This is a genomic window from uncultured Bifidobacterium sp. (assembly GCF_945269915.1).
GTDB lineage: Bacteria > Actinomycetota > Actinomycetes > Actinomycetales > Bifidobacteriaceae > Bombiscardovia > Bombiscardovia indica.
On sequence record NZ_CALYOY010000025.1, the window covers coordinates 1 to 13,706 of the forward strand.

The following is a 13,706-nucleotide window of genomic DNA, read 5'->3' on the forward strand; positions in this document are numbered from 1 at the left end:
TACACCCTCCTGTCACGGAAAGTCCGTGACCGTTAGGTCCAAAGGAGGTGGGTGATGTCTGCGCACAAGTACGAAATGATGTTCATCGCTGATCCGAGTCTGGATGAGCGATCCCTGAAGAAGCTGACTGATCAGTATCTCGAGGTGGTCACCAAGGAAGGCGGGTCCGTCGACAATATCGACGTTTGGGGCCGTCGCAAACTGGCCTACGAGATCGACAAGAACAACGAGGGCAACTACGTGGTCGTCGAGTACAGCTGCGAGCCGGCCGTCAGCTCCGAGCTCGACCGTGTCCTCAACCTGAACGAATCCATCATTCGCACAAAGATCCTTCGTAAGGATGCCAAGTAAAGACAGCCATCGGGCGTTGACGGTTCCTGCGGGGCAACCGTCCGTCACGGGCACGGGAACTGCGCGATGGGAGACCATCCAGGATTCCCGGCAAGAGGAAAGGTCGTGATATGGCAGGAGATACAATCGTCACCGTGGTGGGCAACCTCACTGCGGACCCGGAGGTGCGCACCACCTCCAACGGCGGTACGGTGGCCAACATCACCATCGCCTCGACGCCCAGGCAGTTCAACAGGAACTCGGGACAGTGGGAGGATGGCGAGGCGCTCTTCATGCGTTGCTCGGCATGGGACTCCAACTTCAACCCCATGGCCTCCAACATCCAGGCCAGTCTGACCAAGGGCATGCGGGTCATCGCCCAGGGGAGGCTGGTCCAGCGTTCCTACCAGGACCGTGAGGGCAACAACCGCACGGTTGTGGAGATGCGTCTGGATGAGATTGGCCCGGCCCTGTCGAGGAACACCGCACAGGTGACCAGGAATGCCAACACCGGAGCCCCCAACGGGGGCGGCCGCGGTGGGTTCGCGGGTGCCGGCAATGGCGGTTACCAGGGCGGTTCCTCATATCAGGGTGGAGCCGGTGCGGCAGGTGCCGCTCCCATGGCCCAGCCCCAGCAGGCGCCCCAGGCCCCTGCCCGGGATCCTTGGTCATCCACCGGTTCCGGCGATTCCTTCGGATCCTTCGGGTCCTCGGGGGAGTTCGGCGGCGCTGGGGACGAGCCCGAGTTCTGATACCGATAGCCCAAGGCAAGATTTCATCAGTGTAATAAGGAGAAGATATGTCACGCAAGAGGCCGCAACCACCGGTCAAGCCCTTCAAGAAGAAGCCGAATCCGCTCAGGGCCGCCAAGATTCACACCATCGATTACAAGGACGTCGCCCTGCTGCGCAAGTTCATTTCGGACCGCGGCAAGATTCGTTCCCGTCGCATCACCGGCGTCACCGTCCAGGAACAGCGCGAGATCTCCACGGCCATCAAGAACGCCCGTGAAATGGCCCTGCTGCCCTACGCCACCACCGGTCGCTGAGGGAGGATACTGACATGGCAAAGGAAACCAAGGTTATTCTCACCGACACCGTGACCGACCTGGGCCACAAGGGCGACGTTGTCGCCGTCAAGCCCGGATACGCCCGCAACTTCCTGATTCCCCAGGGCCTGGCCTTCGCCTGGTCCAAGGGTGCAGCGGCCCAGATCGAGGCCATGCAGCGGGCCCGCCGCGCCAAGTCGCTGGCCACCCGTGAGGATGCGGTCGCAGCCAAGAACGCCATCGAGGGCCAGAGCGTTGAGATCAGCGCCCGCGTCTCCGAGTCCGGCAAGCTCTTCGGCGGTATCTCCAACGAGGCCATCGCCCAGGCCCTCCGGCCCATGGCCGATGTGGACCCCCGGACCATCTCCGTTGAGTCCATCAAGGCCACCGGCGAGTTCCCGGCAACCGTGGCCCTCCATCCGGAAATCACCGCCAGCTTCACCGTCAAGGTGGTTGCCGGCGAGTGAGCCCATCCCGTGATGAGTCCCGGATGAGCATGAAGATGCCCGGACCCAAGGCCGGTACCACCGGCTCCGGCATCAGGGCTTGAGCAGTATGAAAGGGGTCCCAGACACCTGGTAGGTGCCTGGGACCCCTTTGTTTTCCCGCTCCTTACCCTTGTCTGGGTTTTCTGGACCCTGTCTGGGCTATCTGAACCATTAACCCGGCTTTCTGGAACGGATTGGAATTGCCGGACAGCCCACGCTCAGGACAACCCTTGTGCGGGACAAACCCTCGTGCGGGACAAACTCGCGTACGGACCCCACGTTCAGGACAGTCCATGTTTCAGGACAGTCCCGCCCAGGTCAGGCTGGATCAGCTTGGTCCGCCTTTGTGCAGGTTCCGGTGGGGCTGATCAGAAGTTGCTGCCGTTCCAGCCCCAGTCCGTGGTGGCCGTGTAACGGATGTAGATCCGATCCTCGGGGATGGACAGCTCGGTGTCCAGCGCCTCCATGATGGACCTGGTCAGGCTCTCCCAGGCCGACCTGGGAACGTCCGTGCCGAAGACGTTGACCTCCACGTAGGCGGCGGGCTTGGAGTCGTCGCCGGCGAAGTAGATGGGCATGTCGGACTCGAAGGGGCACATGAGCCACCCCTCGGACTTGCCGGGGACGGCGGTGATGGCCTTGCCGTAGGCGGCCTTGATCCGCTCACGCTGCTCTGCGTTGATCGGGGTGCTGACATGGGTGTGAATGACGGGCATGGTGGTTCCTTCCTGACTGGATTCACGGCGACCACTGAAGGTGGCTGCCGATACCCCCAATACTAGACGGTGCCGGTCAGCCCCGGGCCTCATCCGAGCAGGTCCGCCAGTCATGGGAACAAGGACCATGGCAAGGAACGGGCTTGCCCTCGGAGCGGTTCAGTCCCATCCGAAAGGACGATGTGTCAGGGACCAGGCGCCCAGCCGGTGGGCCATCGAGGTCTCCTTGACCGGCTTCCCGGGGGCCGGGGCGTCCAGGAGCCACTTGCGGATGATGAAGTTCCAGATGGCCACGACCACGGTGGCCACGATCTTGGCCGCGTTGGAATAGAGGACGTACCTGCCGTGCATGGTGTGGATGGCGTCTGCCGGCAGCATGGCCGTTCCCATCCAGAGGATGATCTCGTTGATGCCCAGGCCGATGACCGAGGAGATGAGGAAGACGACCACCTCCATCCACCGCGCCATGTCATCGCGGTGTTTGAAGACGAACTTCATGCTGGCCAGGTAATTGAAGGCCAGGGAGATCAGGAAGGATATGGCCCCGGCCAGCACATTGTTGAAATGGGCCAGGATGATCAGCAGGTTCATGATGCCGATGTCGATGATGAAGGCGATGGCACCCACGATGCCGAATTTGAAAAGCTGCTCGATCAGTCTGCGCATAAGACACCATTGAACCATCCCCCGGCAACCAGGTGGAACCTGCCGGTGAATTGCACGCAGAAACCTTACGACGTCCGTGCCCGGCCAGGTCGCAGCCAGGTCAGGCGGGACTCAGGCCCTGAGCTCCGTCAGGATGGGCTTCTCGGTGCTGTCCCTGATCTGCCTGAACCCGACGAAGGCGATGGCCAGGGAGGTCAGGGCCAGGGCCGTGACCACCCCGAATCCACCCTGGGAGCCGTACCGGTCGATGAACTGGCCGGCGATGGCGGATCCGGCCGAGGACCCGATGGAGTTCATGGCGCTCAGCCAGGCCATTCCCTCGGTGAACCTGACCGGGGGGACCAGATGGAGCATGAGCTGGTTCCCGTTGATCCAGGTCGGTGCCTGGCAGATTCCGATGACCAGGTAGATGAGCATGATGGTCCAGAGGTCCCGGGCGAACAGGAAGGTGCCGATGCCCAGGTTGACCACCAGGAGGCAGAAGTAGAAGCGCTTCCAGAGGGGGATGGTCCAGCTCTTGGCCCCGTAGAGGAGGGCGCCGATCAGGGAGCTGAAGGAGAAGCAGGCGAAGACGAACCCGGTCATCTGCTTCATGCCCTGCTCGGTGGCGAAGGAGATGATTGAAATCGAGGCGGCACTCTGGAAGGCGCCCAGACCGAACCAGGTGACGCAGACGGCGATCATACCGGAACTCCAGAAGGCGCTCTGTCCATCCTGTCCCTGCAACTCGGCCGCCCTGGCGGCCTGCCTGGCCCGGTACTCCTTGCGGGTGATGCCATGGGCCTTGGCCAGACCGGTCTGGGAGGGAGGCTCCGTGGTGGTGACCGAGAGGAACATCCAGGCACCGACCAGGACGCAGACCCCGGTGAAGGAGAAGGCCAGGACCCCGGAAATGACGGCCAGGATGGAGGCCAGGGGGTTCCCGATGACCCACATGGCCTCGTCAAAGACCCCGGAGAGGGAGAGGGCCTGGTCGGTGGCCTTCCTGTTTCCTTTGAGGAGGTTGGTCCACCGGCTACGGCTCATGGCCCCCCAGGGCGGTATGGCCGCCATGAATGGGGTGATGCAGAAGAGCAGCCAGGCCGGTGCGTGCGAGGTGATCGAGGTGATCAGTGCGGCGGCGGCGATCATCCAGACCACCACGGTCGGGATGGAGACCTGGCGCTGGCCGAACTTGTCGACCATCTTGCCCAGAATCGGACTGACCAGGGCCAGGGATATGGCCTGGACTGCGGTCAGGGCCCCCGCCAGGGAGTAACTGCCGTAGTAGTGCTGGACCGAGATGGTGATGGTCATTCCGACCATGGGGAAAGGCATGGAGGCGATGACCGAGCCGACGGCGAAGCGGGCCGTGTGGGGCATACGCAGGAGTTCCGCGTAGCCTCCGAAAATACGATGGCCGACCTGGCTCAGCGCGGCCTTTACCTGTTGTGGCATTGCTGTTCCTACCCTCTTCCCCTGCTTGTATGCCTCATCTATCCAGCCTCGGTCAAGCATGTCATCGGGCGGCATCGATCCAACCCGGACCTGCACGGATGGCGCTGGTCACCTAGGCGAATCCCCGCATGAATCGGCAGGGAGGGGTTGGATTGACGACTGTAGAAGACTGTTAGACTGGTACCGTCCCGGACCGCTGCAACAGGTCTCGGAACTGGTACCAGTCTATCCCGAGCTCTTGTCCTGGAGGACGTCCCGGGGAGTCACCGGGAGGAGGTCACTTGCCTGCAACGACCATTCATTTCGTCCGCCATGGTCAGGTATTCAACCCCGACCACATTCTCTACGAGCGTCTTCCGGGCTTCCATCTGTCCGAGCGTGGGCGGGGAATGGTCCGGGCCACAGGCAGGTTCATGGCTGAGGCACCCGGGTTCAGGGATATCGCAGCCGTCTATTCCTCCCCCCTGGACCGGACCAGGGAGACCACTGCCATCCTCCTGGAGGAGATCAACCCCTCCAGGAAAGCGTGCGGGCTGGAACCCCTGGAACCGAACTACGACAAACGTCTGATCGAGGCCGGCAACGACTTCCGTGGCAAGCGGATCGGCAGGGGGTCGGGGGCGTTCTGGTATCCGTCGAACCTGAAGCTGGTCCTCGACCTGTCCAAACCGAGCTGGGGTGAGAGCTACCGGCAGATAGCACGCCGTGTTTCGGACTTCGTCTACGAAAAAGTGGGGGAGTACCCCGACGCGCAGATCGTGGCCGTCTCCCACGAGTCGCCCATCTGGACCTTCCGCCACCTCCTGGAGACGGGTCGGCCCGAGCACAACATGCTACGTCGCGGCACGGCCCTGGCTTCGGTCACCTCCATCACCCTGGACTGCAGGTCCGGGAAGGTGCTGGGTATCACATATGCGGATCCGGCTGCTGGTGTGTAGCGCCTTTCCCGGTGGCATAGGATGGCAGAAGAACCACAGCGCGGATTGGACCGCGACTCAGGTAAAGGAGCGTGATGATTGTGGTCTACGAGCAGGATCTGGTCGAGGAGCTGGCATCCAGACCGTCAATGGGGGAGGCCGTCCAGGCCGGTGTCGATCTGATTGACCTGTGGCCCCTGACCGATGCTTCCCGGCTCAGGAACGACGCCAGGTATGCCGAGACCCTCCAGGTGCGGATCACCAGGATTCTGGCCCGGATCATGACCGGGCAGGATGTGACCATCCCCGATGCCGAATACGTCTATGAGGGGGCGGAGGATATTCCCGGCCGCCCCCAGGATCTGGTTGATGCCCTCTTGGCCGCGAATGATGCATACGAAGGCATGGTCGGCGGGGCCGCCCAGGGGCAGTCGGGCAAACTGGTCCAGGCCGCCCGGACCCTTCAGGCGGGCTGGAGCCAGGAGGAGACCAAGGCCACCTGTGACCTGGTCGATCGGTTTGGCCGGGAGGTCACTCCGGAGGGGGAGACCCTGGAATCCTCGTCCGAGCAGGCTGAGGTGGGCCGCCGCCTGGCCACCTCCATGGTGGCCCTGGCCCGGTTGGCCAAGGCCCTGCATGCCGATGCCGATCAGGCGGTCAAAATCCTCCCGGTCCTGCTCTACCTGAATGAGCTCAACGAGCGGATGGGCATCCCCAGGGTCTTCCTGACCGATGACCAGATTCGTCAACTCCTGGGTGAGGCTGTGTCCAAGTCGGTTCAAGACCTGGCGGATACCCTGGCCCCCCTGGTGACCGCCGAGTGGAAGAAGCACCTGGATGAGGTGGTCTGGGACCCGGAGGAGGCCAAGCGCAAGGCCAAGGAGGATGACGAGCGTAAGAGCCGCGAGGCCCTCCAGGCCAAGTTCGCCCATGTTCCCGAGGATCCCGACAAGCCTCCGGTGGAGCTCTGAATTCCAGCCCTGCAAGCGCTGCTTACAGGTAAACCCGCCGAGCCCACAGATTCCCCTGGCCTGTCGATGACCTGTTTGGTATCGGGGGGTCGTATGGCTGGCAGCTGTTGGCCGGGTAGCCATGCTCCTTTCGGTTCCGGGGCATCAGCATGACCGGTCGAACCTGGCGCCTTTCGGGTTGCTGGGCCGGAGCATGAGGATGATCACGGCAACGAGTCCGCCCAGGCCGATGATGCCTCCCGAGAGGAGGAAGGGGGTATAGGGCATGGATGAGCCGAACAGGGTTGAGGCGAAAGCCACGGCTCCCAGAGTCAGAAGTGTGGTGCCTACAAAGGTGGTGCCCAGAAGCAGGAGGCACCAGAAGCCGGACATGTTGCTGTCATGCAGTCTACGTACGGTGACTGCAATATTGGGAACGATGAGGGCCAGCAGGGCCAGGGTCATCAGTGACGAACCGAAGCCACCGAGAAGTGGGGCCAAGGCGCCGATGGCGACAATGACCAGGAACTCCATCAGACAGGCCCACCAGTATTCCCCTCGGGATGCGCGCCCGGAGAAGGTCGCATACTTGAGGAAGAACCGCTTGCAGGCATTGACGAAGTCGACACCATACCAGGGTGCGTTGATCGGTGGTTCGCCCGTGTAGGCGTACCCGGCCCCGACGGGGTAGGCAGGGGTCTGCGGAATCTGTGGCCTCGCACCGGGCTGGGGGTAAAGGGGTTCCTGATACGCGTTCTGGGGGTATCCCGCCGGCCGACCATAGGGTTGGCCTTGGTAGGCGGGCTGTACAGGAGTCGGTTGGTATGTCGGCCATGCCGCACCGGGTTGAGGCGCTCCCGGGATCTGTTGTCCCCGGTAGGCGGGCTGTACAGGGTCCGGCAGCACGGGCGAGGGCTGCTCCTGGCATCCCGATTCGTTCGGATATGACGGGTAGGTGCCGGGCTCTTCCTGGTATCCCTGGTTGTCCGTCGGGGTCTGTCCTGCCCCGTACGGTTCCTGGGATGCGGGGTCGGGGGTGCTGCCCGCGGACTGGATGGGTTGGCCCTGATCGGACTGCCACCCGGAAATGGGTTGACCACCCTCGTAGGAGTTGCCTGGTTGGTTCATCGATGCTTCCCTTGCATGTTGAGTACGGTATCCCCTCGAATTGTTTTATATAAAAGGTATACAGACACTATCACATGAGCCTTTTGGCTCCTGCATGCCCTTGTACCCTTCGCCGACGATTGACGGTTTTTCCGCTCCGCTCAATCCTCGCCGGGGCCACCCAGGAGGAGGCGCTCCACCAGGGTGATGAGGGCCAGGAGGATGGCCGTCAGGATGATGATGACCAGGGTGGCCGAGAAGATCAGGGATGTCCTGAAGGAGTTGAAGGCCGACTGGAGCCAGATTCCCAGACCGTTCCGGGCACCCAGGTACTCCGATGTGGCTGCGGTGGCGAAGGCGTAGGCGGCGCTGATCCTCAATCCGCCGAAGACCTGGCGGGCCGCCACCCTCAGTTTCACGTGCCAGAGGGCCCAAGCCTTGGTCGCCCCGCAGTTCAGGGCCACGTCCTGGTAGAAAGGCGGCACCGCATCCAGACCTCGGCAGGTCTGTACGACGATGGGAAAGAGGGCGAATACGGCCACGATGATCACCTTGCCCAGGGGTTCGAATCCGAACCAGATCACGAAAAGGGGGGCGATGGTGATCAGGGGGATCATCTGGGCCCCGGCGATCAGGGGGTAGATGGCATCGTGGAGGGTTCGCCAGGCGTGGATGGCCAGGCCGGTCACCAACCCCAGGACGGAGGCCAGGAGGAAACCCAGGAACCCCTCCATCCCGGTGATGGCCGTGGCCGGAGTCAGGTCGTCAAGGTTATCGAAGGTGGCCTGGACGATCTGGCTGGGAGAGGGAAGGACCTGGTCGGGCACCCTGCCCAGACGCACGGCCGCCTCCCACATCGCCAGGAGGGCCACCAGGGTCAGGGTCGGTGCCAGAAATCGGGTCCACCCCCGCCTTGGTCCGGTCTCCCTCACTGCTTCGCCGCCTCCTTGACGAACCGGTCGGTCCACAGGTCGGCGGCCTGGGGCGCCTTCCTGGGATTCCCCCGCCTGGCGTCCTTGTAGGTGCCCGCCTTGAACTGGAAGTCCAGATAGCTTTGGGCGTCATTCATGTCGATCATGCCGCTGATGGCCTTCTGACCCGGCTGTTCCAGCCAGTACCCCTCCTTGACGATGCTCTCCATGGACTTCCTGGCCAGCTCCGGGTCGATGTTCGATCCCTTGGTCTCCTGGACCAGGATTCTTGCTGCCTCGTCCGGGTGGGCCAGGGCGTAGTTGTAGCCCTTCATGCTGGCGGTGACGAATTTCTGCAGGGCCTTCCGGTGCCCGGGCTGGTCCAGCCAGGAGCTCCTGACCACGAATCCCAGCTGGTCGGGGTTGCCCGGCACCCCCCATTCCGACTGGGTGAAGCAGTGCAGGGCCGGACCCTTCAGCTGGCTCTCCACCCCCTCCCAGTTGGCGTAGAAGCCGGCGAAGTCGCCCTTGCCGCTGGTCAGGGTGGCGAAGGTGTTGGTCCCGCTGGTCACCCGCTTGAAGTCGCCCCTGCCACCCGCGTACCGGATCATCTGTTTGACCACCGCCGTCTGCTCGGCGGACCCGAAGCTGACGAAGGTCTTGCCGTCGAAATCCCTGGGGGTCTGGATGTCGGTCCGGGAGGCCAGGGAGCACCAGCGTGCCACCGAGTGCTGGCCCAGGTTGAAGACCTGTTTCAGGCTGGACCCCTGGGAGTTGAAGGTGGCCAGGTTGCTCAGCTTGGAGAAACCCACATCGGCCACCTTGTTCTGAACCGAGGTCTCGGCCCCGGCCTGGGCGGTGGGCAGGATCCTGACCTCGACCCCGGCCTCCTTGAAGTAGCCCAGGTGCCGGGCCGTGTAGATGCCCACGTGGTTGGTGTTGGGGGTCCAGTCCAGCATGAAGGAGATGTGGGAGTCGTCATCCGCCTCGGCGTTCCTTCCCGCCCCGCAGCCTGCCAGTGACAGCCCCATGACCGTTGCGCTCGCCAGGGCCGTCAGCCTGAAGACCGGTCCCCGGGGCCCTTTTGCCCGGTCCATGCCTGCCTTGGATTCCCTCATTCCTGTCACCTTGCCTTCCCGGCACTCCCTGGTGCCCATGACCGGTGTGCTGTCTTGACGGGAAGGTGAGGAGCCCGCGCGACGTTCACGACCGGTGCTGCCGATCCATATACGAAACGTGTTGTGACACGGTTGCTGCCACCAACCGCGCGAACAAGACCATTGTAGAACCTACCATAAATGCGCAGCGGGGAAAGCCCGCCGTTGCGGATTGCGGGGGAAGGTCCGTGTGCGATCTCAGGTGAAAGGTTTTATCAACTCACCGTATACTGGTGATGCAAGAGGGAGCCTCTGACCCGGAGACATAGGGGGATGGAGGTGGCGAATGATGAGGTCGCTACGGGACCGACCATATCCGGCCGGGCCGAACCTGTGATTCGCGTGGAAGCATCGAGGGCGGTACAAAGGGGTTGGCGGTCATGGCACGTATAACAATCACCGATGTGGCCAGGCGGTCGGGCATGTCCATATCCACGGTCTCCCAGGCCCTGAACGGGACGGGGCGGATCTCCAAGCCGACCAAGCTCCTGGTCAGGAAGGCGGCTGATGAATTGGGGTACATACCCGACAGCCGCGCACGCTCCATGCGTTCCTCCCGATCCAGGGCGGTCGGACTCCTGGTCCCCGACATTCGCAACGCCTACTTCTCCGAACTGGTCTACGCCGTTCAGGACCAGCTCTACCGGAAGGGGTACGCCCCCCTGATCGGGGTCTCCTCCTGCGAGGAGTCACGGGCGGAGGACTTCTACCGGATCCTCCTGTCCAGGCATATGGACGGGGTCATCGTGGTCCCCGACGGGCCGACCTCGCCCATGCTGACCACCCTCCTCGCAAGTGACTTCCCCGTGGTCTTCGCCGACAGGCCGGAGACGAGCGCCCCCGATGCCCCCCTGGTCGATTCCGATCCGACCCTGGGGCTGGTCGGCGCCCTGAATACCTTGGTGGCCAAGGGGTTCGACCGGGTCGTCTTCGTGCCGGGGCCGGAGGAACGCTCCGCCACCTTCAGGGAACGTGAGCAGGCCTTCCTTGATCAGGCGGCCATCCACCCCTCCCTGCAGGGCCGGGTGGCGACTGACGGGTTCGGCTCCCAGGATCAGGCCAGGACCACCATGCTCTCCCTGGTTGATCAGGGGGTCCAGGCCTTCATCTTCGGATACTCGGGCGACGCCATCAGGGCCATCGCCGTCGGCAATGAGATTCGCGCCGACCACGAAGATATCTGTCTGATCTCCTTCGATGACCTGAAGCTCTTCCGTCTGGTTACCCCCCAGGTCTCCGTCATCTCCCAGCAGGTCGATGCCATGGGGAGGTTGAGTGTGGACATCCTTCTCTCCATCATCGACGGGGGTTCGGGTTCGGACCGGTCTCAGGACGGGCCGGCCATACGGAACCTTCGTACCCGCACCGAGACCAGGTTCATTCCCAGGGGGGTCCTGGCCTGACGGGGAGGGGTGCGCTGGCCTTTGCCCGAGCCCGGAAAACGGCGGAATCCGTCCCCGATCCATCTTCTCCGTGTCGGGGGAGGGGGGTAGCTTTTAGCCATGTGGTGCCAGGCGTTCATCATTGGCGAAAAGGAGTGAGTGAAACAAGCACCTGAAGGCGTTTGCTTGGAATGCAACCGGGTATCACACTTCATCAGTGCAATGCAGCATTGAGGTTTTACCTCATTCAAGGAGGTCGTCCAATGAAGTGGCTGTTGAATTATCTAGGTATGTCGCGAAAGAGTTTCGGCATCTTCCTCGTCATCACGCTTTCGACATGTATTTATTGGTTTTCCAGCATTAAGAGTGTTATTTACGAGCCTTTCCGTCAGGCTCTCGGTGTCAGTAACGCCCAGCTGGGCTTCCTGCTTGGTCTCATCGGTTTTGTGCAGATTTTCGGATATGCCCTTCTGGGGTGGCTCCAGGATCTGCTTCCCATCCGTAAGTTGATTGCGGTTGATCTGTGGGGATACGGTACTTTCGCCCTTATCCTGGGTCTGGTTCCCCATTTGCCCTATTGGTTCCTGGTTCTCGCCTTCGTCGCCTTCGGTTTCTTCGGTGATGCCATCTACTGGCCCACCATCCAGAAGTCGACCAAGGGTTTGGCCACAGAGAGGACCCAGGCGGCCGCGTTCAGCACCCAGGAGTGCATACGGTCGGCCATCGGGCTTGTGCTCAACGCCTGCACCCTTGGACTGTTCACCCTGGGTGGTTCGAAGATCTTCGGCGCCCGCATCGCCATGTGCGCCTACCCCATCTTCATGATGCTCTTCTCCTTCGTGGTTCTCCGGTTCATACCGAAGGATTTCCTCCATGAGCAGGGCAGGAGCGAGGGCAGGGCCAAAAACGAGAACGGCTTCAAGATGGTGCTTCAGGCCATGAAGCTCCCGATCGTCTGGACCACAGGGTTCGGCGCTGCAGCCACCTACCTGATCTATGTGGCAGCCAACACGTATTTCCTGCCGTTCGTCCAGGCATCCTTCAAACTGTCGGATGCCGCCGCGGGTCTGTTCGGCATCGTGAATTCCGGTCTGATGGGTCTGATCGCCGCCGCCCTGTCCGGCGTGCTTGCCACCAAGCGTTTCAGCACCACCCCGCAGTGGATGGCCCTGCTGTATGTCATCGTCGGCCTGGTCTGTGTCCTGGTCCTGGTCACTCCGCGCAGTTCCGGATGGATGATACCTGTCGTGGTCCTGTGCTGCCTGGTCACCTTCGTCTGCGTCGCCTTGAGGGCCGTTTATTATGCCCCCATCGGTGAGTACGGTGTGGATTCGGAGATTTCCGCGACAGCCATGTCGATCGCATCCTTCATCGGTTACTGTCCCTCCTTCTTCGCCTACATGCTCTTCGGCGCCATCATCGATGGTTTCGACACCCAAAAGGCCTATAACATCATCTTCGGTATGCTGGCGGCCTTCAGCGTTTTGGGCATTGTTGTCTGCCTCTTGGGCAACAGGGTCATTCTGAACAAGCGCAGGCTTGAGCAGGCCGCCTCTCCGGTCGTATCATGAGGGGCTTTCCAGACGGGATTTTCCAGCAAAGGAGCAAAGAATGAAATTTCAACACTTGGGAACCGCTGCCGCAGAACGTATCCCCGGAATCTTCTGCAAGTGTGACCTCTGCAAGTATGCCCGGAAGGTGGGTGGCAAAGAGATCAGGACCCAATCCCAGGCCCTGGTCGACGATGCCGTCCTTCTGGACTTCCCGGGCGATACCTATTTCCACTTCATCAAGGAGGACTTCGATCTTCCCTCCATTACCCAGCTTTTCATAACCCACTGGCATTCCGACCATTTCTATGGCGAGGATCTGGCATACCGAATGGATTCCTATGCCGATGACAATCCCACCCATATGGATGTCTACGGTTCCGAAACCGTCAAGGGGTTCTATGAGCGGGCCTTCTTCCTGGAGGAGCACTACGACTACAGCAAGCTGACCTACCATGCGCTCCATCCCGGTGACGCGGTCACCGTCACCGCCGGGAACGGGAAGGAGTACACCGTCCATGCCTTTGAGGCCCGGCATGGTCACCACTTCGGCGATTGTCTCTTCTACGGACTGACCGATGGGCGCTCCAGCCTGCTCTATGCGCATGACACGGCCTATTTCTATGACTCGACCTGGAAGGACATGGAGGAGGCGGGGCTCAAGTATGATTATGTGTCCCTGGACTGCACCCACGGCCTGACCGCGATGAATTCCGACGTGCATATGAACTTCGCCGACAATCTCCGTGTCCGTGACCGGATGGTCGGGAAGGGGCTGGCGGACTCGGACACCATATTCGTGTCCAACCATTTCTCCCATCACGGTGATGCCAGCTATGAGCAGATGCAGGCGGCCGCCGTCAAGGAGGGGTTCATCAGTTCCTATGACGGTATGGTGACCGAAATCTAGGTCCGTCGGGGGTATCGGAATCGGTCGTGCCATGGCTGGTGCGACCGATTTCCTTTGCCGCCGACAGAGGGGTGGGATGGACAAAAACCTGGGCGTGTTGTTGGGTGGCATGACATCAAGTGAGGGGTGCCCCTCGA

At 62.0% G+C, this 13,706-nt stretch carries 15 protein-coding genes; 9 read left to right on the plus strand and 6 right to left on the minus strand.

Translation table 11 applies throughout. The features are described 5' to 3' along the window. The first annotated feature begins 54 nt into the window (after positions 1 to 54). The 4 genes from rpsF to rplI all read left to right on the plus strand — a co-directional run bounded on the left by rpsF (position 55) and on the right by rplI (position 1,845). On the plus strand, positions 55 to 351 hold the full coding sequence (rpsF, locus tag Q0K62_RS05730; protein WP_297317023.1) for a 30S ribosomal protein S6: 297 nt from the start codon (positions 55 to 57) through the stop codon (positions 349 to 351). A 110-nt stretch (positions 352 to 461) separates the two neighbouring features. Next, a complete protein-coding gene (locus Q0K62_RS05735; protein ID WP_297317024.1) occupies positions 462 to 1,082 on the plus strand; it encodes a single-stranded DNA-binding protein in 621 nt (206 codons plus the stop codon). 47 nt (positions 1,083 to 1,129) lie between these two features. Next, positions 1,130 to 1,378 carry a 30S ribosomal protein S18 gene (rpsR, locus tag Q0K62_RS05740; RefSeq protein ID WP_297317025.1) on the plus strand — a complete coding sequence of 83 codons (249 nt, stop codon included), beginning with the start codon at positions 1,130 to 1,132 and terminating at the stop codon, positions 1,376 to 1,378. 14 nt (positions 1,379 to 1,392) lie between these two features. Further along, the gene (gene rplI / locus Q0K62_RS05745) at positions 1,393 to 1,845 is read left to right on the plus strand and encodes a 50S ribosomal protein L9 (protein ID WP_297317026.1); all 453 of its coding nucleotides are present in this window, start codon (positions 1,393 to 1,395) and stop codon (positions 1,843 to 1,845) included. A 389-nt stretch (positions 1,846 to 2,234) separates the two neighbouring features. Here the strand turns inward: rplI and Q0K62_RS05750 are convergent, their stop codons facing one another. The 3 genes from Q0K62_RS05750 to Q0K62_RS05760 form a co-directional block, all read right to left on the minus strand. Next, on the minus strand, positions 2,235 to 2,582 hold the full coding sequence (locus Q0K62_RS05750) for a phenylpyruvate tautomerase MIF-related protein (RefSeq protein ID WP_297317027.1): 348 nt from the start codon (positions 2,580 to 2,582) through the stop codon (positions 2,235 to 2,237). A gap of 159 nt (positions 2,583 to 2,741) precedes the next feature. Continuing rightward, on the minus strand, positions 2,742 to 3,248 hold the full coding sequence (locus Q0K62_RS05755) for a GtrA family protein (RefSeq protein ID WP_297317028.1): 507 nt from the start codon (positions 3,246 to 3,248) through the stop codon (positions 2,742 to 2,744). A gap of 111 nt (positions 3,249 to 3,359) precedes the next feature. After that, positions 3,360 to 4,685 carry an MFS transporter gene (locus Q0K62_RS05760; RefSeq protein WP_297317029.1) on the minus strand — a complete coding sequence of 442 codons (1,326 nt, stop codon included), beginning with the start codon at positions 4,683 to 4,685 and terminating at the stop codon, positions 3,360 to 3,362. A 281-nt stretch (positions 4,686 to 4,966) separates the two neighbouring features. Between Q0K62_RS05760 and Q0K62_RS05765 the strand changes: the two genes are divergently transcribed. Both Q0K62_RS05765 and Q0K62_RS05770 read left to right on the plus strand, forming a co-directional pair. Next, complete coding sequence (locus tag Q0K62_RS05765) at positions 4,967 to 5,623, plus strand: histidine phosphatase family protein (RefSeq protein ID WP_297317030.1); 657 nt, start codon at positions 4,967 to 4,969, stop codon at positions 5,621 to 5,623. A 74-nt stretch (positions 5,624 to 5,697) separates the two neighbouring features. Next, entirely contained in the window at positions 5,698 to 6,573 is an 876-nt protein-coding gene (locus tag Q0K62_RS05770; protein ID WP_297317031.1) for a hypothetical protein, read from the plus strand. Between the two features lie 144 nt (positions 6,574 to 6,717). Here Q0K62_RS05770 and Q0K62_RS05775 read toward each other — a convergent pair whose 3' ends face one another. The 3 genes from Q0K62_RS05775 to Q0K62_RS05785 all read right to left on the minus strand — a co-directional run bounded on the left by Q0K62_RS05775 (position 6,718) and on the right by Q0K62_RS05785 (position 9,688). After that, the gene (locus Q0K62_RS05775; protein ID WP_297317032.1) at positions 6,718 to 7,680 is read right to left on the minus strand and encodes a DUF805 domain-containing protein; all 963 of its coding nucleotides are present in this window, start codon (positions 7,678 to 7,680) and stop codon (positions 6,718 to 6,720) included. A gap of 140 nt (positions 7,681 to 7,820) precedes the next feature. After that, positions 7,821 to 8,591 (minus strand): ABC transporter permease, encoded by a 771-nt coding sequence (locus Q0K62_RS05780; protein WP_297317033.1) that lies wholly within the window; start codon positions 8,589 to 8,591, stop codon positions 7,821 to 7,823. Further along, positions 8,588 to 9,688: an ABC transporter substrate-binding protein gene (locus Q0K62_RS05785; protein ID WP_297317034.1), complete on the minus strand. Its 1,101-nt coding sequence runs from the start codon at positions 9,686 to 9,688 to the stop codon at positions 8,588 to 8,590. The genes Q0K62_RS05780 and Q0K62_RS05785 overlap by 4 nt, the downstream gene beginning before the upstream one ends. A 419-nt stretch (positions 9,689 to 10,107) precedes the next feature. Here Q0K62_RS05785 and Q0K62_RS05790 point away from each other — a divergent pair, with 419 nt between their 5' ends. From Q0K62_RS05790 to Q0K62_RS05800, 3 genes are all read left to right on the plus strand, one after another. Continuing rightward, the gene (locus Q0K62_RS05790; protein WP_297317035.1) at positions 10,108 to 11,130 is read left to right on the plus strand and encodes a LacI family DNA-binding transcriptional regulator; all 1,023 of its coding nucleotides are present in this window, start codon (positions 10,108 to 10,110) and stop codon (positions 11,128 to 11,130) included. Between the two features lie 269 nt (positions 11,131 to 11,399). Next, the gene (locus Q0K62_RS05795) at positions 11,400 to 12,680 is read left to right on the plus strand and encodes an MFS transporter (RefSeq protein ID WP_297317036.1); all 1,281 of its coding nucleotides are present in this window, start codon (positions 11,400 to 11,402) and stop codon (positions 12,678 to 12,680) included. Between the two features lie 40 nt (positions 12,681 to 12,720). After that, positions 12,721 to 13,569, plus strand: coding sequence for an MBL fold metallo-hydrolase (locus Q0K62_RS05800; RefSeq protein ID WP_297317037.1), 849 nt, complete (start codon positions 12,721 to 12,723; stop codon positions 13,567 to 13,569). Positions 13,570 to 13,706 lie beyond the last annotated feature (137 nt).

Coding starts and splice junctions, on each gene's coding strand:
- rpsF (WP_297317023.1), top strand. CDS start 55: ATGTCTGCGCACAAGTACGAAATGATGTTCATCGCTGATCCGAGTCTG.
- Q0K62_RS05735 (WP_297317024.1), top strand. CDS start 462: ATGGCAGGAGATACAATCGTCACCGTGGTGGGCAACCTCACTGCGGAC.
- rpsR (WP_297317025.1), top strand. CDS start 1,130: ATGTCACGCAAGAGGCCGCAACCACCGGTCAAGCCCTTCAAGAAGAAG.
- rplI (WP_297317026.1), top strand. CDS start 1,393: ATGGCAAAGGAAACCAAGGTTATTCTCACCGACACCGTGACCGACCTG.
- Q0K62_RS05750 (WP_297317027.1), bottom strand. CDS start 2,582: ATGCCCGTCATTCACACCCATGTCAGCACCCCGATCAACGCAGAGCAG.
- Q0K62_RS05755 (WP_297317028.1), bottom strand. CDS start 3,248: ATGCGCAGACTGATCGAGCAGCTTTTCAAATTCGGCATCGTGGGTGCC.
- Q0K62_RS05760 (WP_297317029.1), bottom strand. CDS start 4,685: ATGCCACAACAGGTAAAGGCCGCGCTGAGCCAGGTCGGCCATCGTATT.
- Q0K62_RS05770 (WP_297317031.1), top strand. CDS start 5,698: ATGATTGTGGTCTACGAGCAGGATCTGGTCGAGGAGCTGGCATCCAGA.
- Q0K62_RS05775 (WP_297317032.1), bottom strand. CDS start 7,680: ATGAACCAACCAGGCAACTCCTACGAGGGTGGTCAACCCATTTCCGGG.
- Q0K62_RS05785 (WP_297317034.1), bottom strand. CDS start 9,688: ATGAGGGAATCCAAGGCAGGCATGGACCGGGCAAAAGGGCCCCGGGGA.
- Q0K62_RS05790 (WP_297317035.1), top strand. CDS start 10,108: ATGGCACGTATAACAATCACCGATGTGGCCAGGCGGTCGGGCATGTCC.
- Q0K62_RS05795 (WP_297317036.1), top strand. CDS start 11,400: ATGTCGCGAAAGAGTTTCGGCATCTTCCTCGTCATCACGCTTTCGACA.
- Q0K62_RS05800 (WP_297317037.1), top strand. CDS start 12,721: ATGAAATTTCAACACTTGGGAACCGCTGCCGCAGAACGTATCCCCGGA.